This window comes from Glutamicibacter sp. 2E12, from assembly GCF_050030965.1.
Taxonomy (GTDB): domain Bacteria; phylum Actinomycetota; class Actinomycetes; order Actinomycetales; family Micrococcaceae; genus Glutamicibacter.
Genome location: NZ_CP188297.1, coordinates 3,467,687 through 3,494,032, shown reverse-complemented (window position 1 = coordinate 3,494,032; position 26,346 = coordinate 3,467,687). Strand labels below are relative to the sequence as shown.

General features: G+C 61.3%; 24 protein-coding genes. 7 read left to right on the top strand and 17 right to left on the bottom strand.

Annotation, left to right across the window (positions count from 1 at the left end; genetic code table 11):
- Positions 1 to 55 precede the first annotated feature (55 nt).
- Positions 56 to 649, top strand: a complete 594-nt coding sequence (locus ACP3TE_RS16415; protein WP_105658342.1) for a DUF3043 domain-containing protein — start codon at positions 56 to 58, stop codon at positions 647 to 649.
- A gap of 404 nt (positions 650 to 1,053) precedes the next feature.
- Here ACP3TE_RS16415 and ACP3TE_RS16410 read toward each other — a convergent pair whose 3' ends face one another.
- On the bottom strand, positions 1,054 to 2,118 hold the full coding sequence (locus tag ACP3TE_RS16410; RefSeq protein WP_426734284.1) for a quinone-dependent dihydroorotate dehydrogenase: 1,065 nt from the start codon (positions 2,116 to 2,118) through the stop codon (positions 1,054 to 1,056).
- A gap of 42 nt (positions 2,119 to 2,160) precedes the next feature.
- On the opposite strand from ACP3TE_RS16410, the gene ACP3TE_RS16405 reads away from it, so the two are divergent.
- On the top strand, positions 2,161 to 3,225 hold the full coding sequence (locus ACP3TE_RS16405; protein ID WP_426734282.1) for an alpha/beta hydrolase: 1,065 nt from the start codon (positions 2,161 to 2,163) through the stop codon (positions 3,223 to 3,225).
- Here the strand turns inward: ACP3TE_RS16405 and ACP3TE_RS16400 are convergent.
- The 7 genes from ACP3TE_RS16400 to ACP3TE_RS16370 form a co-directional block, all read right to left on the bottom strand.
- Positions 3,222 to 4,028, bottom strand: a complete 807-nt coding sequence (locus ACP3TE_RS16400) for an isoprenyl transferase (protein ID WP_388022052.1) — start codon at positions 4,026 to 4,028, stop codon at positions 3,222 to 3,224. The two genes, ACP3TE_RS16405 and ACP3TE_RS16400, sit on opposite strands and share 4 nt — an antisense overlap.
- A complete protein-coding gene (gene recO, locus ACP3TE_RS16395; RefSeq protein WP_105661281.1) occupies positions 4,025 to 4,774 on the bottom strand; it encodes a DNA repair protein RecO in 750 nt (249 codons plus the stop codon). The genes ACP3TE_RS16400 and recO overlap by 4 nt, the downstream gene beginning before the upstream one ends.
- Before the next feature lie 305 nt (positions 4,775 to 5,079).
- On the bottom strand, positions 5,080 to 6,819 hold the full coding sequence (gene leuA / locus ACP3TE_RS16390; protein WP_426734279.1) for a 2-isopropylmalate synthase: 1,740 nt from the start codon (positions 6,817 to 6,819) through the stop codon (positions 5,080 to 5,082).
- Positions 6,820 to 7,296: 477 nt separating this feature from the next.
- Entirely contained in the window at positions 7,297 to 8,259 is a 963-nt protein-coding gene (gene era / locus ACP3TE_RS16385; protein WP_105658337.1) for a GTPase Era, read from the bottom strand.
- Positions 8,252 to 9,538 carry a hemolysin family protein gene (locus ACP3TE_RS16380; protein WP_426734277.1) on the bottom strand — a complete coding sequence of 429 codons (1,287 nt, stop codon included), beginning with the start codon at positions 9,536 to 9,538 and terminating at the stop codon, positions 8,252 to 8,254. The genes era and ACP3TE_RS16380 overlap by 8 nt, the downstream gene beginning before the upstream one ends.
- Before the next feature lie 4 nt (positions 9,539 to 9,542).
- Entirely contained in the window at positions 9,543 to 10,016 is a 474-nt protein-coding gene (gene ybeY, locus ACP3TE_RS16375) for an rRNA maturation RNase YbeY (protein WP_332594746.1), read from the bottom strand.
- Positions 10,013 to 11,041: a PhoH family protein gene (locus ACP3TE_RS16370; RefSeq protein ID WP_133833356.1), complete on the bottom strand. Its 1,029-nt coding sequence runs from the start codon at positions 11,039 to 11,041 to the stop codon at positions 10,013 to 10,015. Before ACP3TE_RS16370 ends, ybeY begins: the two co-directional genes overlap by 4 nt.
- A gap of 309 nt (positions 11,042 to 11,350) precedes the next feature.
- On the opposite strand from ACP3TE_RS16370, the gene ACP3TE_RS16365 reads away from it, so the two are divergent.
- Positions 11,351 to 12,262: a GerMN domain-containing protein gene (locus tag ACP3TE_RS16365; RefSeq protein ID WP_105658333.1), complete on the top strand. Its 912-nt coding sequence runs from the start codon at positions 11,351 to 11,353 to the stop codon at positions 12,260 to 12,262.
- A 331-nt stretch (positions 12,263 to 12,593) separates the two neighbouring features.
- On the opposite strand, the gene ACP3TE_RS16360 is transcribed toward ACP3TE_RS16365, so the two are convergent.
- The 3 genes from ACP3TE_RS16360 to hrcA all read right to left on the bottom strand — a co-directional run bounded on the left by ACP3TE_RS16360 (position 12,594) and on the right by hrcA (position 15,573).
- Positions 12,594 to 13,367 (bottom strand): 16S rRNA (uracil(1498)-N(3))-methyltransferase, encoded by a 774-nt coding sequence (locus ACP3TE_RS16360; protein WP_388022058.1) that lies wholly within the window; start codon positions 13,365 to 13,367, stop codon positions 12,594 to 12,596.
- Positions 13,368 to 13,369: 2 nt separating this feature from the next.
- Positions 13,370 to 14,494, bottom strand: a complete 1,125-nt coding sequence (dnaJ, locus tag ACP3TE_RS16355; protein ID WP_388022060.1) for a molecular chaperone DnaJ — start codon at positions 14,492 to 14,494, stop codon at positions 13,370 to 13,372.
- A gap of 65 nt (positions 14,495 to 14,559) precedes the next feature.
- Positions 14,560 to 15,573 (bottom strand): heat-inducible transcriptional repressor HrcA, encoded by a 1,014-nt coding sequence (hrcA, locus tag ACP3TE_RS16350; RefSeq protein WP_332594744.1) that lies wholly within the window; start codon positions 15,571 to 15,573, stop codon positions 14,560 to 14,562.
- A 127-nt stretch (positions 15,574 to 15,700) separates the two neighbouring features.
- On the opposite strand from hrcA, the gene ACP3TE_RS16345 reads away from it, so the two are divergent.
- Both ACP3TE_RS16345 and ACP3TE_RS16340 read left to right on the top strand, forming a co-directional pair.
- On the top strand, positions 15,701 to 16,570 hold the full coding sequence (locus tag ACP3TE_RS16345) for a DUF3097 domain-containing protein (protein ID WP_105661288.1): 870 nt from the start codon (positions 15,701 to 15,703) through the stop codon (positions 16,568 to 16,570).
- Positions 16,571 to 16,660: 90 nt separating this feature from the next.
- Positions 16,661 to 17,062, top strand: coding sequence for a DUF4870 domain-containing protein (locus tag ACP3TE_RS16340; protein WP_105658328.1), 402 nt, complete (start codon positions 16,661 to 16,663; stop codon positions 17,060 to 17,062).
- A 16-nt stretch (positions 17,063 to 17,078) separates the two neighbouring features.
- Here ACP3TE_RS16340 and hemW read toward each other — a convergent pair whose 3' ends face one another.
- A complete protein-coding gene (gene hemW, locus ACP3TE_RS16335; protein WP_388022063.1) occupies positions 17,079 to 18,308 on the bottom strand; it encodes a radical SAM family heme chaperone HemW in 1,230 nt (409 codons plus the stop codon).
- Complete coding sequence (gene lepA, locus ACP3TE_RS16330) at positions 18,309 to 20,156, bottom strand: translation elongation factor 4 (RefSeq protein WP_105658326.1); 1,848 nt, start codon at positions 20,154 to 20,156, stop codon at positions 18,309 to 18,311. It lies immediately after the preceding gene.
- Positions 20,157 to 20,268: 112 nt separating this feature from the next.
- Here lepA and ACP3TE_RS16325 point away from each other — a divergent pair, with 112 nt between their 5' ends.
- A complete protein-coding gene (locus ACP3TE_RS16325) occupies positions 20,269 to 20,838 on the top strand; it encodes a type II toxin-antitoxin system PemK/MazF family toxin (protein ID WP_388022065.1) in 570 nt (189 codons plus the stop codon).
- A 170-nt stretch (positions 20,839 to 21,008) separates the two neighbouring features.
- Positions 21,009 to 21,269, top strand: a complete 261-nt coding sequence (rpsT, locus tag ACP3TE_RS16320) for a 30S ribosomal protein S20 (RefSeq protein ID WP_105658324.1) — start codon at positions 21,009 to 21,011, stop codon at positions 21,267 to 21,269.
- Positions 21,270 to 21,444: 175 nt separating this feature from the next.
- On the opposite strand, the gene holA is transcribed toward rpsT, so the two are convergent.
- The 4 genes from holA to ACP3TE_RS16300 are packed head-to-tail and all read right to left on the bottom strand — an operon-like array spanning position 21,445 to position 26,337.
- Entirely contained in the window at positions 21,445 to 22,437 is a 993-nt protein-coding gene (holA, locus tag ACP3TE_RS16315) for a DNA polymerase III subunit delta (RefSeq protein ID WP_105658323.1), read from the bottom strand.
- A gap of 34 nt (positions 22,438 to 22,471) precedes the next feature.
- Entirely contained in the window at positions 22,472 to 24,739 is a 2,268-nt protein-coding gene (locus ACP3TE_RS16310) for a ComEC/Rec2 family competence protein (RefSeq protein ID WP_426734271.1), read from the bottom strand.
- Complete coding sequence (locus ACP3TE_RS16305; protein WP_402696162.1) at positions 24,736 to 25,383, bottom strand: helix-hairpin-helix domain-containing protein; 648 nt, start codon at positions 25,381 to 25,383, stop codon at positions 24,736 to 24,738. The genes ACP3TE_RS16310 and ACP3TE_RS16305 overlap by 4 nt, the downstream gene beginning before the upstream one ends.
- A 15-nt stretch (positions 25,384 to 25,398) precedes the next feature.
- Positions 25,399 to 26,337 carry a DegV family protein gene (locus tag ACP3TE_RS16300; protein ID WP_105658320.1) on the bottom strand — a complete coding sequence of 313 codons (939 nt, stop codon included), beginning with the start codon at positions 26,335 to 26,337 and terminating at the stop codon, positions 25,399 to 25,401.
- Between the last annotated feature and the right edge of the window lie 9 nt (positions 26,338 to 26,346).

Below are 26,346 nucleotides of genomic sequence, written 5' to 3'. Positions count from 1 at the left end.
AATTCCTCGCGTATCGAATGTCACGCCGCTAACTATTTCCGGCTAGAATAGAGGGGTGTTTGGACGTAAGAAGGATGAACCTCAATCCCCCGTAAATGTGGAGTCTGCCCAGCAGGCCCCGGAAACAACCGACGGCCGCAAGACTGGTCCAACGCCCAAGCGCAATGCGCAGCAGGCGAACCGTCAGCGCCCGTTGGTTCCTACCGATCGCAAGGCCGCTAAGGAAGCCCAGCGTCAACAGCGTGTTGAAGCGCAGAATCGTTTGCGCTTAGCCAACGAAACTGGCGATGAACGCTACCTGATGCCACGCGACAAGGGTGAGCAGAAGCGCTACACCCGTAACTTCATTGACTCTCGCTGGATGTTCGGCGAGTTCATGATGTTCATCATCCTGGCCTTCTTGGTTGTCTCGCTGGTGTTCCAGCGCAACCTGCAGATCCAGATGTTTGTGCAGGCAGCCCTCTGGGTTGTTATCGCACTGATCATCATCGAAGCAATTGTGACGACCATCCTCTTGAAGAAGCGCCTGGTCGCCAAGTTCGGCCACATGGAAAAGGGCGTACGCATGTACGCGGCAATGCGTGGAATGCAGTTCCGCAAATTGCGCCTGCCAAAGCCACAGGTCAAGCGCGGCGCAAATATCGACTAGTCGATACCGCTAGACCGCAAAGGGGCAAGCTCGCTGAGCTTGCCCCTTTCTAGTTAATTGCTTGGTTGAATAACAATGTTCAAAATTTGTGGAGCCAACTACAAGGTGATGCAAATTCTGCGATAGGAATATCGTTGCCGCGACGCATTTCTGCCAATCACTGTCCGTGCTCGCAGCATGCGGCCTTGTTGGCTCCGATACAAGGATTCGTCCCTTACGGCATCCGTTATTGCCACCTTCTCCCCTAGCGCGGCTGACCTTGCCTAGTCCCCTGATCCAAGTTGCGTTCAAAGCTGTTGCAGGAAGAACGTACGCAGAAGATGGGCCCAGTTAACGCGGAATGGCTCCGATTCTTCGCGAATCGGAGCCATTCCGGAGGATTTGGGACATTCCACTCCAAAGAACTAGAGCATGCGCTCCAGGTCCTTATTGATCGAACGTGCCCAGAACGGACCCTCGTAGAGGAATGCGGTGTAACCCTGTACCAGGTCAGCGCCTGCGTCCAGGCGTTCCTTCACATCCGCGGCATTTTCCACGCCGCCGACGGCGATCAGAGCCATTTCGGCCGGAACGAGTGAACGCAACTGGCGAAGAACTTCAAGTGATCGCTGCTTGAGCGGAGCGCCAGATAGCCCGCCGGCGCCAATCTCTTCAACCTTGGACGCATCGCTGGTCAAGTTCTCGCGACCGATGGTCGTATTGGTGGCAATAATGCCGTCGAGTTCAAGTTCCATGGCCAAGCGTGCAACGTCAGCGACATCCTCATCGCTAAGATCGGGAGCAATCTTGACCAGCAACGGAATATGGCGGCCGGCAACCTTGTCAGCCAACTGGCCGACTTCCGAAAGCAGCGGACGAAGAGAGTCAACGCTCTGGAGGAGGCGCAGACCCGGGGTGTTGGGGCTCGAAACATTGACGACCAGGTAATCTGCGTGGATCGCCAGCTGGCGGGTGGACGCGAGGTAATCCCCTACCGCGTCTTCCAGCTCTACGACCTTGGTCTTGCCGATATTCACGCCGATGACCGGGCGGGTTCCAGCGTAACCAGCCTTGAGCTCTTGGCGAGAACTGGCGACACGGGCAGCGACAGTTTCGGCGCCTTCGTTGTTGAAGCCCATCCGGTTGATTACCGCGCGGTCCTCGACCAAGCGGAAGAGCCGCGGTTGCGGGTTGCCGGACTGGGCCTGTCCGGTGACGGTTCCGATTTCAACATGGCCAAAACCGATGTCGCTCAACGCCAGGATTCCGGTGGCGCCCTTGTCGAAGCCAGCAGCCAATCCGAATGGGGACGGGAAGTCGATGCCCATAACGGTGCGCTTCAGCTTGGGTGCCGGAGCGAAGAACTTGCGAGCTGCCTTAGTGAGCCCTGCGCGTTGCGCAATCTTGATCGCGTTGAATGCAAAATGGTGAGCCTGCTCAGGATCCATCTTGGTGAACACGTGCTTGAAGACCAGTGGGTATATGCGCATGGAACCATTTTCCCGTGAAGAACCCGAAACAGACAACTTGAGATGGGTAGTATTCAAGATATGAAGCACTTCGTTGTTCCAGAAAGCAGCAGTTGGCCAGACTTTATGTCTTCAACTAGGCCGGGGCAATGGGTTGAAGATCCCCTCGGGCCTGATTTTGAGCACCAAACCTTGGATTTCGGCGTCGATGCGGAAGGACCGGCCGTCGCGACCTTGGTCCGCTATTGCCCGGCTGGATTCAGGAATCGGCTCGGACGACGAGCCCAGGGAATTGTGCTGAGCGTGCATGGCTGGAGCGATTATTTTTACAACCGCGAACTGGCAGCTTTCTGGCATCACCATGGATATCACTTCTACGCACTTGATCTGCGCAGGCATGGACGCAGTCTGAGAGCCGAACATGCTTTGCCGGGTTATGTCGATGACTTGGCGGACTTCGATGAGGAGCTCAATGCGAGCTTGGAACTGCTACGTAATGAGCATCCTCAATTACCGGTGGTTGCCCAAGGGCACTCGACGGGCGGCTTGATCCTGAGCTTGTGGCTTGCGCGCCAAGCGCCGGGCATTAAAGCTCTGGTCCTGAATGCTCCATGGCTTGAGTTTCAGGGAACGGCGTTCCTGCGCATTCCTTTTCACGGCCTTATGGAAGCGATCACCCGCACGAATCCGCGCAGGAAGCTCAACGGACCAGAATTCGATCATTACTGGCAATCGTTAAGTACTGGTAGCCATGGCCAGTGGGACGTTCATCGGTTATGGCGACCACGGATCGCTTTTCCGAACACCGCGGGATGGCTGAAAACGATATTTGATGGCCATGCCCTAGTTGCGAAGGGGCTGAAACTTCAACAGCCGATCTTCGTCCTCACCTCGGATCGCACCCATATCGGCACGAGCTACTCCCCTGACATGCAGCACTGCGATTCGGTACTCGACGTTCAGCAAACGCGCTTGCGGGCGTTGAAACTAGGCAGTTTCGTTACCTTGTCCGAAATTCCGGGCGCAATGCACGATGTATTCACCTCCGCTGAGCCCGCCAGATCCGCAGCATATCGAGACCTAAGCCTCTGGTTGCGCTTGGTGGGAACAGCGCTGAAAACGTCCTAGGTCTGTGGCTTGTCGATAGCTCCGCCGTAACGGCGATCGCGTTTGGCATATTCTTCTACGGCGGTAAACAGTGTTCGCCGGTCGACATCCGGCCAAAGCTGGTCGAGGAAGACCATCTCTGCGTATGCCGACTGCCAGAGCAGGAAGTTGCTTGTGCGTTGCTCGCCACTGGTTCGGAGGAAAAGATCCACATCTGGCAGTTCGGGAGCATGCAGGTATTTGGCGATAGTCTTTTCGCCAACCGAGCTAGCGCGAAGCCTGCCGGCTGCAACATCCTGGGCAATCGCGCTGACAGCGTCGCCTAGTTCTGCGCGCCCGCCGTAGTTCACGCACATGGTCAGCTGGCAACCCAGGTTGTCTTTGGTGAGTTCTTCGGCTTCCTTGAGTTCATTGATAACCGATTTCCATAGCTTGGGTTCTCGCCCCGACCAGCGTATGCGGACGCCCCATGAGTTCAACGTATCGCGTTGGCGGCGCAGAACATCACGTGAGAAGCCCATCAGGAAGCGCACTTCCTCAGGGCTGCGCTTCCAGTTCTCGGTTGAGAACGCGTAGACAGAGACGTACTTGACGCCCAGCTCCACGGCTCCGGCCACCACATCAAGCAAAGCTGCTTCGCCTGCACGGTGCCCCTCGGTACGAGGCAATCCCCGCTGGTTCGCCCAACGTCCATTGCCATCCATGACGATAGCTACGTGTTCAGGGATGAGTTCCTGCGGAATGGCGGGCATCTGCGGATTATCCGGATGCGCATAAGGAGCAACGGGGCCTTGGCGGCCGGTGATCTTAGGAAGCTTCTTCAATTTCTCTCCACAAGACGTAGGGAATTCACGGCACGCTCAAGGTGCCACTGCAAGTAGTTGGCCACGATATCTGCTGCTTGCTTGCGCGCTCGAGGTCCTGCTTCTGCCACGGTGGACCAGTCGCCTTCCAGCAGCGCCTGCAGATATTCAATGGTGACGGGGTGCGGCGATAACGATCCAGAGGGGCGGCATTCGGGGCAGACGACGCCGCCAAGCTGGACGTGGAGCGCTTGATGCGGGCCAGGCTTGCCGCAGCGCACGCAGTCGGTAAAGGACGGCGCCCAACCAGCAACCGAGAGGGCCCGCAAGATGTAGGAGTCCAGCACGGCTCCGGAATCGACTCGCTGCTTGGATAACAGGGCGATCGCACCGTGAAAGAGCTGATATTGCTGGAGGGCTGAATCGCTTTCTGTTTCCAGCAGTTTTTCAGCGATCTCCGACATGGCGTTGGCCACCGTGTAGCTCGGGTAATCCATGACCAGCAATTGGCCGTATGGATTTCGAAGCTGTGCCTGCGAGACGATATCGAGATTGCGGCCCATCACCAGAAGCGCGTCGACTTCCATGAACGGTTCCAGCGTGGCGCCCATCCGCGACGACGTGCGGCGTACGCCCTTCGCCACCGCACGGACAATCCCATTGGGTGTCAGCAGGGTGATGATGCGATCGGCTTCTCCCAGCTTGTGGGTACGCAAGACCAAACCACGGGTGTGGTAGCTCTTGGAAGCGAAACCTGATCTGGACACGGACAATATTCTCCCACTTCAACTCCCAAAACTCTGAATCCATCGATTCCTATGGGTATCGATTCGTCCCTGGGCGCGGTAGCTGCAGGAGCAATCCGGCATCTACCGGGCCCGAGGAAATGGGGTTCAAGACTTCTCTTGATTTGAATTCAGCGGGAACGCCGACAGCACGCAGTAGCCAGTTCCTTTTCTTCGTCGGCGCTTGCTTGCCAGCCGCCCTGGCAGTACCGAGAAGGCAAAACGCCACGGCCAGCGTGGTGAGGCTGGCCGTGGCGTCGAGCTGGCAACGAGGTGGTGCCGCAGACCTACTTGCTGTCGCGGATTGCGCGGTTGACGGCCGAAACTACGGCCTTCAGTGCTGCAATGTTGGTGTTGGTGTCCAGGCCAATGCCCCACAGGATGCGATCGCCCACGGCGCATTCGACGAATGCGGCTGCACGGGCGTTGCCACCTTCGCTCATGGCGTGCTCGGAGTAGTCCAGCACGCGCAGATCCACGCCATCATCGTTGAGCAGCTTGACCAGCGCGGAGACCGGACCGTTACCCTGGGCACTGCGCTCATGGGCCACGCCGTCGATGATCAGCTTGGTATCCAGGCGGAAGCTTCCGTCCTCCGCCGAAGCCGCGGTCGCCGAAGCAATCTGGTAGTAGCCCCAGGGGTTCATGCCCGAATCTTCGCTGACCGGCAGGTACTCATCCTGGAAAACGTCCCAGATGCGCTGCGAGGAGATCTCGCCGCCCTCGGTATCGGTCTTGCGCTGGATGACGCCGGAGAACTCGATCTGCGCGCGGCGCGGCAGGTCCAAGTTGTAGTCGTTCTTCAGCAGGTAAGCAACCCCGCCCTTGCCGGACTGCGAGTTCACGCGGATCACGGCCTCGTAGGAACGGCCGATGTCCTTCGGGTCGATCGGCAGGTACGGAACAGCCCAGACCAGGTCGTTGATGTCCTTGCCTTCAGCCGAAGCCTTGGCTTCCATCGCTTCCAGGCCCTTCTTGATTGCGTCCTGGTGCGAACCGGAGAAGGCGGTGAAGACCAGATCTCCACCGTACGGGCTGCGTTCAGCCACTGGCAGCTGGTTGCAGTACTCGACGGTGCGGCGGATGTGGTCCATGTCCGAGAAATCGATCTGCGGGTCGATGCCCTGGCCGAACATGTTCATGCCCAAGGTCACCAGGTCGACGTTGCCGGTGCGTTCGCCGTTGCCGAACAGGCAGCCTTCGATGCGGTCGGCGCCGGCCAGGTAGCCCAGTTCGGCCGCGGCCACTCCGGTGCCGCGGTCGTTGTGCGGGTGCAGCGAGAGAATGATCGAATCGCGGTTGGCCAGGTTGCGGTGCATCCACTCGATGGAGTCGGCGTACACATTCGGGGTAGCCATTTCCACCGTGGCCGGCAGGTTCAGGATCATCTTGTTCTCCGGGGTCGCTTCCAGGACCTCGGCTACGGCCTCGGAAATGCGCTTGGCGAAGGCCAGCTCGGTCCCGGTGTAGGACTCTGGCGAGTACTCGTAGGTGATCTTGGTGCCGGTCAGCTGCTCTTCGTACTTCTTGCACAACCGGGCGCCCTGGACGGCGATGTCCACGATGCCGTCTTCGTCCTGGCGGAAGACGACTTCGCGCTGCAGGATCGAGGTGGAGTTGTACAGGTGGACAATGGCCTGCTTGGCGCCCTCCAGCGCTTCGTAGGTGCGCTCGATCAGGTGCTCGCGGGACTGGGTGAGCACCTGGATGGTCACGTCATCGGGAATGCCGCGCTCGATCAGCTGGCGGACAAAGTCGAAGTCGGTCTGCGAAGCCGACGGGAAGCCGACCTCGATTTCCTTGAAGCCCAGTTCGACCAGCAGGTCGAACATCTTGTGCTTGCGCTCCGGGCTCATCGGATCGATCAGCGCCTGGTTGCCATCTCGCAGGTCGACCGCGCACCAGCGCGGGGCCTTGGTGATGTACTTGTCGGGCCAGGTGCGATCGGGCAGATTGACCTCGATCTGATCCTGGAATGGAACATACTTGTGGATTGGCATGTTCGAAGATTTCTGCATGTTCTGCATTTCTGTGGGTCCCCTAGACAAAATTAGTGCTTAGTTTGTGGGGCCAGACAAGAGCTACTCCGCGACGAGGGGTCGGCCTGTAGACCACTAGCGGTCCTTTGGATCCTCGCAGCGGCTAAGTAGTAGTAGAAGCTCGAAATGCACGAAATGAGCATAGCACCGCGCTTTGGAGGCAAGTGAAACTTATGTCACTTGCGTGTCACATAGTGGACGTCCGCCTTGCGCAAGGCGGCGGACAGGATGCCCAAGCAGGCGAACAATGGGACTCATGGAGCTAAGCGCCAGGGAGGTCCATGGATGGAGACGATCCGCATCGGCGCTGGAACCCATGGGCTGCGTACTGGCGTTTCTCCCGCGGAAAGGCTGGCCCGGGAGATCCAGAGTGCGGGCCAAGCAGCCGGTTAACCAGCTCGTCCCCCAAAACCGGTCTGGTCTTGAGGGACGAGCTACGCATTTTCCAGCGCTGGGGTGCGCAGCCTAGAAGCCGAGGCGTCCAAGCTGCTTCGGGTCGCGCTGCCAATCCTTGGCAACCTTCACGTGCAGGTCCAGGTAGACCTTGGTGCCCAGCAGCTTCTCGATGCCCTGGCGGGCGTTGGTGCCGACCTCGCGCAGGCGCGAACCGCCACGGCCAATGATGATGGCCTTCTGGCTGGAGCGCTCAACGAAGAGCGAGACGTGGATGTCGATCAGCGGATTGCTTTCGCTGCGTCCTTCGCGGGGAACCATCTCTTCGACGACGACGGCCAGCGAGTGCGGCAGTTCGTCGCGCACGCCTTCAAGGGCGGCTTCGCGAATCAGCTCGGAAACCATCTTGGCTTCCGGCTCGTCGGTCAGCTCGCCGTCCGGGTACAGCGGCGGGCCCACTGGCAGGTGCTCTGCCAGCACGTTGGCCACCTCTTCGACCTGGAATTCCTTGACAGCCGAGACCGGAACGATTGCGGCGAAGCCGTTCTCGCCGAAGTTCTGGGTACCCATCTCGGCCACCGCAACCAGCTGCTGCGCGAGCTGTTCGCGGTCCACCAGGTCAGCCTTGGTGACCAGGGCGATGATCGGCTTGCGCTGCAGCTGAGCCAGCTGCGTGGCGATGTAGCGGTCGCCCGGGCCGATCTTCTCATTGGCCGGGATGCAGAAGCCGATCGCGTCCACCTCGGAGAGGGTGTCGGCGACCAGGTCATTCAGGCGCTGGCCGAGCAAGGTGCGCGGACGGTGCAGGCCCGGGGTATCGACCAGGATCAACTGCGCATCCTCGCGGTGCACGATACCGCGGATGGTGTGGCGGGTAGTCTGCGGCTTGGCCGAGGTGATGGCCACCTTCTGGCCCACCAGCGCATTGGTCAGGGTGGACTTGCCGGCATTCGGGCGGCCTACGAAAGAGGTGAAGCCGGAGCGGAAGCCCTCAGGCCATCCGCTGGATGCAAGCAGGTTGTGGTTTTCACTCATGTGAGGAATCCTCGTCGTTCTCAATATGGTCGGATGCATCTATTTCCAGACGCTCTACATGGATTTTGCCGATACGGTTGCGGCGGCCCGCGAGGGCCACCACGGTCAGGCGCAGGCCGTGCACTTCAGCGGTGGAACCGAGTACCGGCACCGATTCCAAGGCCTTGGAGAGCAGGCCGCCGACGGTGTCGACGTCCTCTTCCTCGATGTGCATGTCGAAGTGGTCGGCAATATCGTCAATGGATGCCGCCGCCACGGCGAAAATCGACCCGTCAGGGTTCTGGATCAATTCGGCCCTCGAACGATCATACTCGTCATCGATTTCGCCAACGATTTCCTCAAGCAGGTCTTCCAGGGTCACCAGGCCCGCGGTGCCTCCGTACTCGTCGATGACGATGGCCAGGTGGATGGATTCCTGCTGCAGTTCCTGCATCAGCTCTGCTGCCGACTTCGATTCGGGAACAAAGCGGACCTTGCGCGCCAATTCGGCCAGGGTCCGGGCCTGCTGCAGGCCGTGGATCTCGCGGATCAGGTCCTTGAGGTAGATGATGCCCTGGATATCATCGGTGTCCTCGCCGATCAGCGGGATGCGGGAGAAGCCCGAGGCGATGAACAGGTCCATGGCGCTGTGGAAGGAATGATCCGCATCCAGCACCACCATGTCGGTGCGCGGCACCATCACCGAACGAACGCTGGTCTCCTCCAAGTCGATCACCGAGGAGATCAGTTCGGCCGATTCCTCATCCAGGTCTTCGCCTTCGGAGGCGCGATCCACCAGATCACGCAGTCGTTCCTTGCCCAGGTAGCCGTCTCCATCCACGCCGCCGGGGCTCAGCGCCTTGGCGATGGATGCCAACCACGTGGTGATGGGTCCGAGAACCAGGCGCAGGAAGCGGACCAGGGTGGCGGTGGACTGCACGACGTTCTGGGCGTTGGAACGCCCGTAGCGACGTGGCGACACGCTGACCAGGACGAATCCCAGGGCGGCCATCGCAATAGTGGAGATCATGCCGATCAGCCACACATTCTCGATCCACTGCGAAACGAGCAGGGCTACAGCGACAGCGGAAGCGGTCTCGAACCAGATCCGCCAGAACTTCACTGCCTGGGCGTGGGTTTCTGTTTCATCCAGAATTGCCGACAGCGATTTGGAATTGGACTCGGCGCGCAGGCGTTCAGCAGCGTGCCGTGATAATGCGTAGAAGGCTGAGTCTGCGGCAGTCAGCACGGCCGAGAAGGCCATGAAAACAAGGGCGAGAATCAGCAAAATTATTTCCACGGGGTTATTCCACCGTTTCCTTTGGCGCGGGGCGGCCGGTGTAGCTCTCTAGGAGCTGACGCTGCAGCGCAAACATCTCTTCCTTTTCTGCTGGCTCCATGTGGTCGAAACCCATGAGGTGCAGCAGGCCGTGGGTGGTCAGCAACAGGATTTCATCGTGGGTGCTGTGGCCCCCGGCCTTGGCCTGTGCTTCGGCGACGGCAGGGCAGATGACGATGTCGCCAAGGATGCCGCTCTCCCCCGGCGCACCGGCAGTTCCGGGGCGCAGCTCATCCATCGGGAAGCTCATCACATCGGTGGGGCCTTCGAGGTCCATCCACTCGACGTGCAGGGCGCTCATGGCATCCTCGTCGATGAAAACGATCGATACTTCGGTTTCCGGGTGCAGGAACATTGCCCGCAACACCGATTCTGCCAAGGCGTTGACATCCTTGAGATCGACGTCGTATTCGGTTTCGTTATTTACTTCAATGCTCATTTGCTGCGGCGTCCCCGGTTGTGGTCTTTGCGTCGGGTGTCATCCCAACGGTCGTAAGCAGTAACGATGTCGGCAATCAGGCGGTGGCGAACCACATCCGAAGAGTCGAGTCGGCAGATGCTGATGTCGTCGATGCCTTCAAGGACATCGCTGGCCATGCGCAACCCGGAGGTCGCATTGTTGGGCAGATCCACCTGGGTGACATCCCCCGTCACTACCATCTTGGAACCGAATCCCAGGCGGGTCAGGAACATCTTCATCTGTTCACTGGTGGTGTTCTGCGCTTCGTCCAGGATCACGAAGGCGTCATTGAGGGTGCGTCCACGCATATAGGCCAGCGGAGCGACCTCAATGGTTCCGGCTTCGAGCAATTGCGGAATGGTTTCCGGATTGATCATGTCGTGCAAGGCATCGTAGAGCGGGCGCAGGTACGGGTCGATCTTCTCGGTCAACGAGCCCGGCAGGAAGCCCAGCTTCTCCCCTGCCTCAACGGCAGGCCGGGTCAGGATGATGCGGTTGACCTGCTTGTCCTGCAAGGCGGCGACGGCCATGGCCATGGCCAGGAAGGTCTTGCCGGTACCGGCTGGGCCAATGCCGAAAGTAATTGTCGAATCCTCTATGGCGTCGACATAGCTCTTCTGGTTCACGGTCTTGGGGCGGATGGAACGTCCGCGCCCCGAGAGGATCTTCAGGCCCAGGACGTCGGTGGGTGCATCCGGATTGCCGGTGCTGAGCATCTTGATGATCTGCTCGATCGTTTCGGCGCTCATGCGCGAGCCGCGAGTAGCCAGCGAACGGGCTTCTTCGGTGACGCGCTGGGCCTTGCGAACTTGCTGCGGTTCACCTACCAGAGCCAGGGATTGGCCGTTGGGGCGGAAGCTCACCTGCGGGTAGGCGCCGGAGAGAATACGCAAGAGCTCGTCATTGGGACCGAGGGTGGCAATCATGAGCTCAGCTGTATCGAAACTGATGGTGAGCGATGCGGATCCGTTCTCCGCTGTCGCCTTATTCTGTTCAACCTGCATGCAGTGCGCGGCGCCCCTTTGCGAGCTTGGTGGTGATCGTGATTTGTCCTGCTTGCCATTCTATCGAGTCGCAGGCCAATCCGGAGAAAATTCAGGTCTCAGCGTAAGCAGTAGAACCTGAAAGTAGTCTTGAATGATGCTAATCGGGGCAAGTGGCGAACATATAGATTTGGTTACGGATTAGTAGGTTGGGCCATTTTTCTGCAGTTAGCCGCTTCTGATATGGCAAGCTTGAGAGCGGTTCCAATACGGCCAGGAGCCGCAACAGCTAAAATCACCACGGATTGGTACGCAGTGCAATCAAGGATCTTGCGGAAGATTCCACGCCGATTCGGCGTTTTGGGAATCACTGCCGCTCTCGTCGTCGCCGCAGGATGCGGTCTGACGAATCGCGAGAGCTCCTATGAGATGCCATCGACCGCCGTGGCTGAATCGCTGAACCTGCCGAACGCCACCGACGCTGGCGAGGATGTCGGCATCGCGGCTAGCCTGCCCATCTACTGGCTGGAAAACACCGATACCGGCGTGTTCCTGTACCGCGAGTACATCGAGGACACCCGCCATCAGGAACCCATCGGCGACGCGATCTGGACGCTGCTCTCAGCCGACCCGATGAAGCCGAAACGCTATACCCATTTGAAGCCCACCGATGAAATCGGGGTTTCAATCAATAATGCGAATGTCATCACCTTGGATCTGCCGGCCAAGGTCTTCAGCGCCAATCTCGACCAGGGCCTGTCGGAGCGCGCCATCCAGCAATTGGTCTTCACCGCTACGGCAGCTGCCGCCAGCGCTGGACTGGTCGTGGGCGAGCTTCCCGCAACGGTCCGCATCCTGGTTGATGGCCAGGCAAATGCCACAGTCTTCGACGGTTTCCGGCTCAAGGATGTCTACGAGCGCGATGCGGCGTTCATTGCACCGATCTGGATCATCGATCCGCAGTTCAACAAGACCTTGGCGGATGGCTCGATCAAGATTAACGGCCGAACCACCCAGTTCGACATCGGCACCTTCTACTCCTTGCAGCGCAAGGACGCCGACGGCAAGCTCACGGTGATGACCGCTCAGAAGCAGGTCAACCCCGGGCAGATCAATGCCGACGGTTCATTCACCCTGACCACCGATCTGCGTGCCGGCTCATACCGGCTGACTTTCTGGGGCGTTGAGACCGGATCGGACCATCTGGTCGGCAAGGTCACCAGCGACTTCCGCGTCGAGTAACGCAGCATCCAGCGCTGCAGCCCCCTGCCGGAAGTCCTGGACATGAACCTGGGCGCCCGTTGTCCGGGCCAGCTCCTGAACTGGTGGCGGCTGAGCATTCTTGGCCTGCTGGCAGGATTTCCAGTGCCGTTGCCTAGGACAGCGTCCTTATCCGATCGGCTGCCGCATTCGCGGATCTGACCCGCAGCGGCTTCGCGTTCCCCGTCCCGAGGCCTTTTCTCGGCTCGAACCCGTTGCGCCGGCCGGAGACGAAATTGCTCCGCAGATCCCGGCAGGCATATGCCTGCCGGGATCTGCGGAGCAATTCACCTGCTAACCGGAATTCTGGAATCTAGATTTCGCCGATCAAATGGCGGATCAAGACCAGGGCCGCGGGGCCTGCGGTCGAGGCACGCAGCACATGCTGGCCCAGCAGGGCTGGTTGGGCGCCGGCATCGACGAAGGACTGCAGCTCCGTTTCGGAGATGCCTCCTTCTGGCCCGACGATCATGATGACCTCCTGGCCGGCCCGCGCATCGGCGAGCCACGACTGCACATGCCGGGCCACCGAGTCCGCGGCCTGCTCGTGCAGAACCAGAACCAGCGCGCCATTTGCGGAATCGGCCGCGATGGCCTTGGCCAGTTCCTTGGAACCCAGCGGGTCCAGCACCTCCGGCTCATAGGCGCGGCGCGACTGCTTCTGCGCCGAGCGCACCTGGGCGCGCCACTTGGCCATGGCCTTGTCGACCTTGGCCGCGTTCCAGCGCACGATCGAGCGGTCGGCCTGCCAGGGGCGTACCGACAGCACGCCCAGTTCCACGCCGGACTCGACAGCTTGCAGGTCGCGATCCCCCTTGGACAGCGCCTGGACCAGGGTGACCGGGTGATCGCTGACAGCTTCCTCGGCACGGCGCAGGACCTTCACGCTCAGCAGGTCCTTGGCGGTGCCGATGACCTCCACAGTCAGGCGCAGCCCCTTGCCATCCAGCAGGTCCAGGTGCTCGCCCGCGGAGACCCGTTTAACGGTGACCGCGTGGTGCGCTTCGGAGCCATCCAGTTCAAGAATGTCCCCGACCGATGCGTCCCGGCCCTGCTGGGCGTCGATGACGAAGCTGTGGTTGCTCATGCCTAGCGCTGGTTCAGCTTGTCGCGCAGGCGGGAGAACATGCCGCCGCTGTGCTCCACGCGGCCGGCGGAGAGTTCTTCGCCACGCAGCTTGGCCAGCTGCTCGAGCAAATCGCGCTGGGCAGCGTCGAGCTTGGTCGGGGTCTCCACCTGCAGGTGCACGGTGATGTCCCCGCGCTTGCCTCCGCGCAGGCGCGGCACACCGAGGCCCGGCAGGGTGACGGTGTCGCCATCCTGGGCGCCTGGCTCCACATTGATGGACTGGCCGCCGTCGAAGGTTTCCAGCTTCAGCTCGCAACCCAGTGCGGCGGCGGTCATTGGCAGGCTCATCTTGGCGTGCAGGTCGGTGCCGGCGCGCTCGAAGACCTTATGGCGGCGCACGTCGATCTCGACGAACAGGTTGCCGTTAGGCCCGCCGCCCGGGCCGGCTTCGCCCTGTCCGCGCAGCTGGATGCGGGTGCCGGAGTCGACACCTGCAGGAACGTTCAGCGACTTGGACACATGCTCGCGCACCCGGCCTTCGCCGTTGCACTCCAGGCAGGGGTCCGGGATGGTGGTGCCGAAACCGCGGCAGGCCGCACAGGTTTCCACGGTCATCATCTGGCCCAGGAATGAACGCACTGGACGCTGGACCTGGCCTGCGCCATGGCAGATATCGCAGGTGACCGGGCTGGTGCCTTCGCGCGTGCACGAACCGTTGCACGTTTTGCAGGTGACAGCTGTTTCCATCTCCAGCGGGTAGACCGTGCCCTTGACCGCGTCTTCCAGGTCGATGGTGATGGTGATCAGCGCGTCGCGCCCTGGCTGGGTGCGTGATGCCGGGCCCTGGGCCTGGCCGCCACCGAAGAACTGCTCGAAGATGTCGCCGAAGCCGCCAAAGCCCTGGCCGCCACCGCCGAAGCCCGGGTGGCCGTTGCCGTTCTCATCGCCGGTGGCGTCGTAGTTGGAGCGTTTGGTCTGGTCGGAAAGGACTTCGTAGGCTCGGGTGACCAGCTTGAACTGTTCTGCAGCGTCATCGCTAGGGTTTACATCCGGGTGCAGCTTACGCGCCAACTTGCGGTAGGCACTCTTGATTTCCTGCGGGGTCGCGTCCTTGGCGACGCCTAGGGTCTCGTAATGCGAGCTCACGTTATTCGCCGTGTCCTTTCCTGAGAATCTTGAAATTCGGTAGTGCCGGGCGGTGCCCAGCGAGGCTAGTTAGCCAAAATCTTCGACAGGTACCGTGCCACCGCACGAACCGAGGCCATGGAGGTTGGATAGTTCATCCGGGTGGGGCCCAGGACCCCGAGCTTGTTGCGCAGATCGGTGCCGTAAGTGGTGGCGACCACGGCGGCTTCCGACAGCTGCCCGTAGTGGTGCTCGGTGCCGATGGCCACGGCCACGCCGCGCGAATCGGCTTCCAGCTCGGAGAAGAGCTTGAGCAGCACTACCTGCTCCTCGAGCGCCTCGAGCACCGGGGTTATGCTCAGCGGGAAGTCCCCTTCCACGCGGGCGAGGTTCGCGGTGCCTGCCATGATGATGCGCTGCGCGTTGGCCGCCTGGGCCATTTCTTCCAGCGCACCGATCACCTGGTCCACCAGGGGGTCGGCCTGCTGCGTCGAACTGCGCTCGATGCGGGTGAGCCGTCCGGCAAGTTCGGCAAGCTTCACTCCCCCGAAATTGTTGAGCAGCCACAGCTTCAGGTCGTCCAGCTCATCATCGCTGTAGGAACGCTGGACCGGCATCATGCGCTGATCCACCGTGCCATTGGAAGCGATCATCACCATCAGCACCTGGGCCGAGCCCAGTCCGACCAGATCGAGGTTCTTCAACGAAGCGGTGTCGTAGTGCGGCACCTGGATCATTGCTACCTGGTTGGTCAACCGCGCCAGGAGGCGAACGGTGCTCTTGAGCATCTCGTCCAGGTCCGTGGAGCTGTCCAGGATCTTGTTGATGGCGTCGCGTTCAGCCCGCGACAGCGGCTTGAGCTCGCCGATCTCATCGACGAAGCGGCGGTATCCCTTTTCGGTGGGGATCCGTCCGGAGGAAGTATGCGGAGCGACTATGAGCCCCTCTTCTTCCAGCATAGCCATGTCATTGCGGATCGTCGCGGCGCTGACACCGAGGTTGTGCCGGTCGAGGAGCGCTTTGGAACCCACTGGCTCACGGGATTGGACGTAGTCCTCCACGATGGCACGCAGAACGTCTAGGCGTCGCGGCTCTGTCACAACAGCACCTCCTTGGATTCCCTGTGCCCGGCTTTGGCACTCTAACCTGTCAAGTGCCAAGTCTAATACGTTCAGCAGTTGCTAGCATTGGATTTCGAGCGTATTCGATCACAGCGAAAGGCAGTACGTGACTAATTACTCCTGGGGACCACGGGATCTGAGTGCACCGGCACCGAAAAAACTCCGCCAGGTCCCTGTTGAACGTGGCATGATTCTGGAAGATGCCACCTCAGGATGGGTAGGAGAAGTCATCCGTACCGAGAAATCCGGTGGCATGCGCGTGATCGTGCTCGAGGACCGACACGGCAAGACCCGCTCCTTCCAGGCGGGCTTCGGGTTCTTCCTCGAAGGCGAAGCGGTGGAGATCATTGATCCCGTTGCCAAGGCCGCACCGCCCCAGAAGCTGGTCTCGGCTTCGGGTTCGCGTGCCGTTGCCGGACTGAAGGCCCGGGAAGCCAGGGCAAGCCGCATCTGGGTAGAAGGCAAGCACGACGCTGAGCTGGTTGAAAAAGTTTGGGGCCACGACCTGCGTGTTGAAGGCATCGTCGTTGAACCGCTGCATGGCGTGGACGATCTTGCCGGGGCTATCCGCGACTTCGCCCCCTCCGCGCAGCGCCGCCTGGGAATCCTGGTTGACCACCTGGTTGCCGGAAGCAAGGAATCGCGCATCGTTGCCGAGGCGATGAAGGTCCCCGGTGCAGCGCAAAACGTGCTGATCCTCGGCCACCCGTACGTGGATGTATGGCAGGCGATCAAGCCTGCGACACTGGGCATCAAGGCTTGGCCGGTGATCCCCAAGGGCACCGATTGGAAAACCGGTGTGCTCCGGGCCTTTGGCTGGCCGCACTCCACCGCGGAAGACATCGGCATCGGATGGCAGCGGCTCTTGTCCACGGTGCAGCATTACGGGCAGCTTGAACCACAGCTCTTGGGCCGGATTGAAGAATTGATCGATTTTCTCACGACCGAAGATTACGGTTTCCTAACGATTGACTAATAGTTGGAGATTAGTCTGCGAATCTCCCCGTGCGCCCAGCCGCGGTCGCTATGATAAGAGGAACCACACTTAGCAAGACAAGGAAAAATAGTGACATCACGCCAGACGAAGCCATCGGAGAATTCCCGCTTCGAAGGTTCCAGGACCTCTGCGCTGCCGCTGACTCCTTCAGAAGATCGCCAGTGGGCAATGATGGCCCACTTCGGTGCCATCTTGGGTTGCGTTCCTTCGGCAATCGTCTTTGCCGTATTCCGGGACCGTGGCCCGTTCACTGCACAGGAATCGAAGGAAGCGTTCAATTTCACGTTCCCGCTGACCATTCTCGCCATCGTATTCAATGTGCTCATGGTCTTGCCGGTGATCGGTTGGCTTTTCGCAGTACTCGCCGTGGCCCTCTGGGTCTTCATGACGGTCTCGGGCGCCCTTGCTGCCATCCAGGCCAACAAGGGACGCCCTTACCGCTACCAATTCAATCTGCGGCTGATGAAGTAGCAGCGGTTTCCCAGTCTTAGAAATCGAGCAGTTCACGCACCACGAGGTCGGCCAGGAGCCGGCCTCGCTGCGTTAACACCAATGTGCCGGCGAACGCGGCCTTGGCATCAATCAGCTCGTCGGCGATCAAGCCGGCGACTTTCTTGCGTCCGGTTTCATCGAGCTCGCTAATCTTCATGCCCGAACCCAGCCGGGTCAACAGCATCGTGCGCTCAAGCTGCACGGCCTCGGCATCCGGGTATTCGCGGCCGTGGCCCGGGGAGATTCCAGCATCGATCCGTTGCTGATACGCGGCTGGATGCTTCACATTCCACCAGCGCAGCCCGCCAACATGGGAATGCGCGCCGGGGCCTGCGCCCCACCAGTCGCCGCCCTGCCAGTAAGCGATGTTGTGCTGGCAGGCATTCGCCGGGGTCTTCGCCCAGTTGCTGACCTCGTACCAGGAGAAACCGGCCGCGGCAAACATGTCGTCGGCCAACTGGTACTTTTCGGCATGGTCGTCATCATCGATGTTCGGTACCTCGCCACGGCGAATCTGGGCCGCCAGCTTGGTGCCTTCCTCGATGATCAGCGCATACGCCGAAATGTGATCAGGTTCGTAGCTCAACGCGGCTTCGATGCTGGTGCGCCAGTCTGCCAGGCTCTCCCCCGGAGTGCCATAAATCAGATCGACACTGACATCCAGGCCGGCCTCGCGCGCCCACGCAACGGCTTGCGGAACGCGCTTCGGATCATGGGTGCGCTCAAGCACCTTGAGCACGTGGGGCACCGCGGACTGCATGCCGAAGGACACGCGGGTGAACCCGCCGTCGGCCAGCTCCTGCAGGCTTTCGCGGGTCACCGAGTCCGGGTTGGCCTCCGTGGTGATTTCCGCGCCCGGCTTCAGGCCGAAGTCGTCGCGGATCCGGCCGAGCACCGCGACCAGGTCTCCGGCGGGCAGCAGCGTGGGAGTTCCGCCGCCGAAGAAGACGGTTTCAATTTCGCGGTGCGGTTGGCCCGAACGGTCCATCACCTCGCGGGCGAAGCTGATTTCCTTGCTGACGGTGGCAGCGTAGGTTGCTTGGCTGGAACCGGAGCCCAGCTCCGTGGCGGTGTACGTGTTGAAATCGCAGTAGCCGCAACGGACGGTGCAGAACGGAATATGCACATAAAAGGACATGGTCCGCCCCTGTGCCTCATGCGCGCATGAGGCAGGGAGTAGACCATCGGCCGGAGCCGGATCGCCGTCAGGCAGTACTGAAGGCATCTACTTCTTTTTCGGCTCGTCGGTGGACAGTGCGGCAATGAAGGCTTCCTGCGGAACCTCCACGCGGCCGACCATCTTCATGCGCTTCTTGCCTTCCTTCTGCTTTTCCAGCAGCTTGCGCTTGCGGCTGATATCGCCGCCATAGCACTTGGCAAGAACGTCCTTGCGGATTGCGCGGATGTTCTCACGGGCAATGATGCGCGAACCGATCGCGGCCTGGATTGGAACTTCGAACTGCTGGCGAGGAATCAGCTCACGCAGCTTCGAGGTCATCATGGTCCCGTAGTTGTAGGCCTTGTCGCGGTGCGTAATGGCGCTGAAAGCATCCACCTGCTCGCCCTGGAGCAGGATGTCGACCTTGACCAGATCTGCCACCTGCTCGCCGTCGGCCTTCCAGTCCAGCGAAGCATAGCCGCGGGTCTTGGACTTGAGGTGGTCGAAGAAGTCGAACACGATCTCAGCCAGCGGAAGGTGGTAGCGCATTTCGACACGGTCCTCGGAGAGGTAGTCCATGCCGCGCATGGTGCCGCGGCGGGTCTGGCACAGTTCCATGACCGAGCCGATGAATTCGCTTGGCGCCAGGATGGTGGCGGCAACCATTGGCTCGTGGACTTCCAGGATCTTGCCATCCGGGAATTCCGAGGGGTTGGTCACCGTAATCATCTGCTTGTCTTCGCCCATGACCTCGTACACCACGTTCGGCGCCGTGGAAATCAGGTCCAGATTGAATTCGGATTCCAGTCGCTGGCGGGTGATTTCCAGGTGCAGCAGGCCCAGGAAGCCCACGCGGAAGCCGAAGCCCAGGGCCACGGAGGTTTCCGGTTCGTAGGTCAGCGCAGCATCGTTGAGCTGCAGCTTATCCAGCGCATCACGCAGTACCGGGTAGTCGGTGCCGTCCATCGGGTACAGGCCGGAGAAGACCATTGGCTTGGCCTCTTCGTACCCGCCCAGGGACTCGGTGGCCGGCTTGTGGAAGTTGGTGACGGTATCGCCGACCTTGGACTGGCGCACGTCCTTGACACCGGTGATCAGGTAGCCCACTTCGCCAACGCCCAGGCCCTTGGTGGGCTCGGGGTTCGGCGAGGATACGCCGATTTCCAGCAGTTCGTGGGTGGTGCCGGTGGACATCATCTGGATCTTCTCGCGAGGAGACAGATTGCCATCGACAACTCGAACGTAGGTCACCACGCCACGGTAGGTGTCGTATACGGAGTCGAAGATCATTGCGCGAGCCGGAGCCTTGGCATCGCCGACAGGCGGCGGGAGCTGCTTGATGACCTCATCGAGCAGTGCTTCAACGCCTTCACCGGTCTTGCCCGAAACCTTCAGCACGTCTTCTGGCTCGCAACCGATCAGGTTGGCCAGCTCGGCAGCGTACTTTTCCGGCTGCGCGTTGGGCAGGTCGATCTTATTGAGCACAGGGATGATCGTCAGATCGCCCTCGATAGCCAAATAGAGGTTGGCCAGGGTCTGCGCCTCGATGCCCTGGGCGGCGTCAACTAGCAGGATCGCGCCTTCGCAGGCTGCCAGCGAACGCGAGACTTCGTAGGTGAAGTCGACGTGCCCGGGGGTATCGATCATGTTCAGTGCATAGGGGGTGCCATCTTCGGCTCCCCACGGCATGCGCACAGCCTGGGACTTGATGGTGATGCCGCGTTCGCGCTCGATGTCCATGCGGTCGAGGTACTGTGCCTTCATGTCGCGGGCAGCGACAACGCCGGTCAGTTGCAACATCCGGTCGGCCAGGGTCGACTTACCGTGGTCGATATGGGCAATGATGCAGAAGTTACGGATGAGCGACGGATCGGTCGCGGCAGGCACCGGAGCGGTGCGGGCCAATGGAGACACCTAAACAGACCTCACTAGCTGACTAAAAGACATAGTTGGATTAGCTTCCATTCTGTCATGATTTCCGCGTCTTCTCATATTTCGACAGCCTGAAACTGATAGTTTGTCGTCCATGGCACTGAATCCAGAGAAGATATTTAGCATCGTCATGCGCGCGCTGAAGGAAATCAGCAAGGTCCGCGCAAATTCGGCAAGCAAGCGCCCGGCCAGCAACCGCGGGGCCAGCGGGTCCCCGAGCACTGCCGGAAGCCGCTCTCGTGCCAACTCCATGCAGGATTCTCCAGCGGGTGCCGGCTACCCGGGTGATTACCGTGGGAAGATTCACTACGAGTACAACCCGGCGAAGGACGGCAACGCCGATCCGGGAGAAATTGTCTGGACTTGGGTTCCCTATGAAGAGGATTATTCGCAGGGCAAGGATCGCCCGGTGCTGATCGTCGGCCGTGATAGTGGCTGGCTGCTGGGGTTGATGCTCACCAGCAGGGACAAGAACAACACGGATCACCGCGACCGCAACTACATGGACATCGGTACCGGGGACTGGGACCGCGAGCGGCGTCCGAGCGAGGTCAAGCTCGATCGCATTATCCGAGTCGGCGAGCAAGCCGTCCGCCGCGAAGGCGCCATCCTGGATCGCGAACGCTTCTCAAATGTGGTGAACGCCCTAAACGAACGCGCATAAGCACTCGTTGTCAGGCTCCCTATCTGATAAAGTTAATCTTTGTGTGTTGCGCAGGTTGGGCAACACGCCCCCTTCGGGTCGCCATAGGTGCCCCACACCGCTCAGTCGATGGCCTGAAGGATGAACCCTCTACCGACCGTATAAAACGATAAACGAGAGAGTTTATTAAAGTGGCTAACATCAAGTCCCAGAAGAAGCGTATCCTGACCAACGAGAAGGCACGTCTGCGTAACGTAGCTGTCCGTTCCGAGGTCAAGACCGTGATCCGTAACGTCAACGAGGCAGTAGTCTCCGGTGACAAGGAAAAGGCAACCGAGGCACTGCGCCTGGCTGGCAAGAAGATCGACAAGGCTGTAAGCAAGGGTGTTCTGCACAAGAACAACGCTGCTAACCGCAAGTCGGCTATCGCCAAGAAGGTTAACGCCCTCTAAGCCGAGCTTAGACTTCATCAACTCCCCCGCACTCATCGAGTGCGGGGGTTTTGTTTTGCCCGGAACTGCTCATCGAAGCTTCCAGGCAGGCACGCGCTGATGGCTAGCCTTAATTAAAGAGCAGTGGGAGCGCGCACGAGTGCATCGTGCCCGCCCCCACCTGGAACCTCAGCGGCTAGCGTCCCGGAGCCTTGCCTGCAATGAACATGATGGCGTGTTCCAGCGCGTAGCCCGGTGAACGGCTGCCGCCCTTGACCATGCGGTCGGTATTCGCTATTTCTTCGACGCACAGGGCAAGATCGCTGCGTTTCCAGCCGCGAGCCTGCTGCTGCGCCTGCTGAACTTGCCACGGCGCCATCCCCAACTCGGATGCCAATGAAGCTGCGGGTTCATTCACGCCGGCGACCTTGGCGATCTGGCGGACTTTCATCGCCAAGGTGGCCACAATGGGAATCGGGTCGGTTCCAGTACCCAGCGCATGGCGCAAAGTGCGAAGCGCCATCTGGGCGTTGCCGGAAATTGCGGCATCGGCCACCTTGAACGCAGTTGCTTCAACCCGGCCGCCGTAGTACCTGTCGACCGTATCCTGGTCAATGGTTCCCGTGGTGTCGGCAATCAGCTGGGAGCAGCTCGATCCAAGCTCTGCCAGCGAGTTGCCTACCGCCGCTACGAGGGCTTTGACCGCGTCATTGGTAATCCGGCGCTTGGCGGCTTTGAATTCGGACTGGACGAAGTCGATCTTCTCGGAGTCCTTTTTCACCGGTTGGCAATTGACGATCAGGGCACCGGCAGCTTTGATTGCGTCAATCAGCTTCTTGCCGCGCGTACCACCCGAGTAATGCATGATGAGCACATTCTCGGGAGCCTGGTCTTTCAGGTAGGCCAGGGCGTCCTTGAGGAAGTACTCGTTCATGTGGGCCAGTTCGTGGACCTCGACCAGATTGGCGCTGGAAAACAGCGAAGAGCTGGTGGCCATGAGCAGCTCTCCTGGCTCGTACTTTGCCGCGTCAAGACGCGTGTGCTGGATATCGTCCCGCTGGGATGCCTGGGAACGCAGCAATTCGAAGGCGCGCGAAGCGAGGTAATCCTCTGAACCGGTCAACAGGATCAGTGGTTGCGGGCGCAGTTCCCGCCATGAGATACCCGGATTTGCTTGGGCGCGTGCCATCGAACTCCTTAGTGCATCGGTCGATATAACGATCCTACCGAACTGGCGTACCCAGGGCGGTACCCAGAACGCCCTGGCTGGTAAATGTGAGCAGTACGGTACCCGATTGGTCGGTGCGAATCACCGTCGCGCCGACCTGCTGCGCCATCTCCAGGGTTTCGGGGTGCGGATGGCCATAGGAATTATCCTTCCCGGCGGAGACCAGCAGGATCTGCGGACGGATCTGCTCGATGATTTCGGTTCCGCCGTTGCGTGCCCCATGGTGCGAGGCTTTCAGGATCGCTGCATGCCCTTGCGGATGCAGGCGCAGCAGGCGATCCATGGCTTCGGTTTCCATGTCCCCGGCCGTGAAGAGATCGATGGTCCCGGACCCGGTGGAAAAGCTGAACCGGATGACCAGCGACGTATCGTTCGGTTCGGCGTATTTCGCGAAGCGCGCCTCGGGGCCCACGACTTCGAAGCCCACCTCCCCTGCAGCCTGCCGCGTACCGGGCTCCAAGGCACGCGCACCTGGCCATAGTTCAAGGTCGAACCCGGTCGAGACCAGGCGTTCACCAATCTTTACGTGCGAATTCTCCAGCTCGCCCACGGCCCCGAAATGGTCGCTGTGGGTGTGCGTGATGAAGACCTTGCTCAAGTTGCTGATGCCCAGCCGCTCCAGGCACAGCAGCAACCCGCTCTCCGGTGGTCCGGTATCGATCAGCCAGCCCTCTGAATCCCCCAGATTGATGACGAAGGCGTCGCCCTGGCCCACATCGCACATGGCAATGCTCCACTGCGGGGCAAGATCTTCCCGGTAGAACAGCGTCGCAGGCAGAACGAGCGCTACGGCGAATACCATGATCGCTCCCAGCACGCTTAGGGACACCTGCCTGACCCGGAGCCTCTCGGTTTCCCGGCCCAGCACCAGCAGGGTGCACAGCACCAGGGAGAGCATCACTGCCAAGACGATTCCGGGTAGGCCCTCGGGCCACGGCCGGGCGGCACCGGGGAGCCCGGAAACGAAATGGGCCACCTGGCCAATGGCTTCTGCCGGCAGCCCCGGAACCCAGATCAGCACCGATTCCAGCGCTGGCCACGGCGTGCACAGCATCAGGCAGGCCATGCCGAGCGCAGTAATCAAAGGCAGCAACGGCGCGACCACGAGGTTCGCGGGCAGCGAGTACAGGCTGAAATCCGAATTCAACGCGATGACCACCGGCAGGCAGGTGAACTGCGCCGCGCAGCAAATGGCCGTCAGCTGCGCGAACCAGGCCGGGAATATGTGGAGAAGGATTTCGGTCAGGGCCGGGGCGAGCATGATGATTCCCAGGGTCGCCAGCATCGACAGGGCGAAGGCCGGTTCGGCACCCAGCGAGCGATCGATGGCCAGCAAGGCTGTTCCGCTCAGGCACAGTATTCCCAGGGAGCCTTGGCCACGGCCCAGCAGCACCGAGATGACCGCAATGCTGCCCATCAGGCTGGCGCGCAGGACACTGGGATCCGGCCCGGCAAACCAGGCGAAGAGCCCGACCACGCCAATCATCAAGATCGCGCTGGGTGCCCGTGGCACCGAAAACAGCCGGAACAGCACCAGCACAATGGCCCCGATCAGGGCAATGTTCGATCCGCTCACCGCTGTCAGGTGGCTCAACCCGCTGGATCTCATCGCCTCGCTCAACGCTTCGTCCTGTCCGGAACGATCGCCATAGAGCATGCCAGGCAGCAGTGCCTGGGCATTGTCCGGCAGGCCGCGCAGGCCCTGGGTGAACCGTTCCTTGAGGTAATCCGCGGCGGTAGGCTCAACCCAGGAGCTCACCTGCGGTTCACTGGCGGCATGCGCCCACCAATCGAAGGCGCCGGCAGCTGCTGCTTCCAAGTCGAGGATGGTCTCGAACTCGCCCGCAGTGGCCGGCACCCCGAAATCAATGGTGAGGAAGACCGGCACCCGGCATGGCACCCATTGGCCGTTGGCCCAGTACCGCTGGATTTCCGCCCGGCCGGCGGCAGCCCCCTGGCCTTGGGCGGTAGCCGGGTCCTCGAAGCGGACCACGGCGCGGCGCTGTTGCTCGCCGGCGCCCGGCAGCTGGCACTGGGGGTCGGTGAAGGCCAGGCTGCTGACGGCCACCACCCCCAGGAGCAGGATAATGGGACCGGTAAACCATGGCGCCGCGTAGGCGCGGTCGTGCCGGGGCCGCAATAGCAGGAACAGCAGGATAGCCATCAGCGCGGAAAGTACCCAGAGCAACCAGACTGGGAGGGTGAAGTAGGCGGCGGTCCACGCGCCGCCCAGCAGCCACAGGCCGCGGAAATCGGTGTTCACGGGATCACCAGTTCGCTCAGCTGGCCCAGCAGCGCCGGACCGATGCCCGGTACCGCATCCAGCTCTTCCACGGAGCTGAACGGGCCGTTCTCGGTGCGGAAGTCGATGATCCGGGCTGCCAATGCCGGACCGATCCCCGGAAGCTCCTGCAGGGTCTGGGAATCGGCACTGTTGAGCGAAATCTTCCCGCCCGCCGTCGCGCTCGGTGCCGCGGCTAGTTCCGTGGCCGTTTCGGCGCCCGGAAGGACCACCTGCTGGCCGTCGACCAGTTTGGCCGCCAGGTTCACCATCTGCGCACGTGCGCCTTTGGCCAGCCCGCCGGCGGCGTCCACCGCGTCGGCAATCCGCGAATCCACGGGCAGCTGGTAGACGCCGGGCTTCTTCACCGCGCCGACCACGTGGACCGTGACCTCGGGTGCGGCCGGGCTCGGGGACTGGTGGTCCGCCGGCGCCGAAGCGGACGGGTCCGATACCAGCGGAACTGTTTCAAGCTCCTGGGCGACCGGCGGTGGCGCGAGCAGGATGGAGATCGCAATCCAGGCGAGCACCACGATGACCAGCACCAGCACGGCCACGCGCGAGATCGCGAATCTCAGGCGACCGGGACGTGGCGCGTATTTGTTGAAAAAGTCGTGGCGGCCCATGGGCCACAGTCTGGGCTATGGCGCCGGCGGCCGATCCAGGATGGACTCCGACTGTGGATAGCTGGGGGCGACGCACACGGCGATCACGCCCAGGCCGGTATGCGCGGCCAGCACCGCCGGAAGGGACTCGACCACGACCGGCATGGCGCTGAACGGTGCCAGTTCGGTGGCGATTTCCTCGGCCAGTTCCTCGGCGCCGAAATGCATCACCCCCAGCCGCACCTCGCCACTGGCGTCGCGGGCGTCGCGCAAGGCCAGGGCGACCAGCCGTGCGGTGGCGCGCGCGAAGGAGCGGGGCTTTTCCAGGGCGACGATCGAGCCCTCGGCAATCCCGAGGATCGGCTTGAAATTCAGCAAGCTGCCGACCACGGAGGACAGCGCGCTGATCCGGCCGCCGCGGCGCAGCTGCTCAAGGCTTGGCACCGCGAAGTACACGGTGTTGGCGGTGGCCGTGCCGGCGATCTGCTCGAGCATTTCCAGCGGGGCGCCGGCGGCGCGGGCAGCCAGCACATCGGCCACGGCAAATCCCTGGGGCAGGCACACGGTGCGCGAATCGACCACGGTGATTGGTGCGTCAAAGCTGCGGGCCGCCAAGCGGGCCGCCTCCACGGTGCCCGACAGCGCCCCGGACATGTGGATCGAGATGATCGACTCGCAGCCGGCGTCGAGCAGCTGCCGGTAGGCGCGTTCGAACTCGCCTGGCGCCGGGCGCGAGGTTTTCACCGCCTTGCCCATGGCCAGGCCCATCATCAGCGCCTGCAGGTCTTCGCCGTGCACATGGTTGTCCACGATGATCGGGATCGGCACTTCGATGAAGTCCGGATGCGGCCCGAAATGCCCGGGCAGGCAGGACGCCGAATCGGAGACGACCCCGATCCGGGTACGCGAAAGCCCGCGCGGGGCCAGCCACTTGGGCAGCCAGCCCGCGCGCGAGCTTTTCTGGCGTTCAGTCATGAGCCGAGC